Here is a 244-nt window from a genome sequence, read left to right as displayed (position 1 = left end):
AACGCGCGAGAGTCCAAAGCCCGTCTCGATGTGAGCGGGATCCGCGCACTCCTCCTCTGCGTCGGCGGTATCGGCTTCTTCGTCGGTGTTGCCGCGTTCACTACCACCTCCGTGCCGATTCAGCCTGAGCAGTTGCTCACCGGGCTGATCATCCTGGGCTGCGTGATCGCCCTCCTCAGCGCCGGATTCATTCTCTTCCGCAAACGGTCGCCGACGGTCTACTCCATCATCGCCGGCGGTATTC

1 pseudogene is annotated in these 244 nt (G+C 62.7%); it reads left to right on the top strand.

Annotated elements, in window-relative coordinates:
- Positions 1-30 precede the first annotated feature (30 nt).
- A pseudogene (locus ACPYOG_RS20330) lies at positions 31-244 on the top strand (multidrug DMT transporter permease); the annotation flags it as partial.

This window comes from Leifsonia sp. HAY1-4F (assembly GCF_056755275.1).
This window is presented reverse-complemented; position numbering and strand designations above follow the sequence as displayed.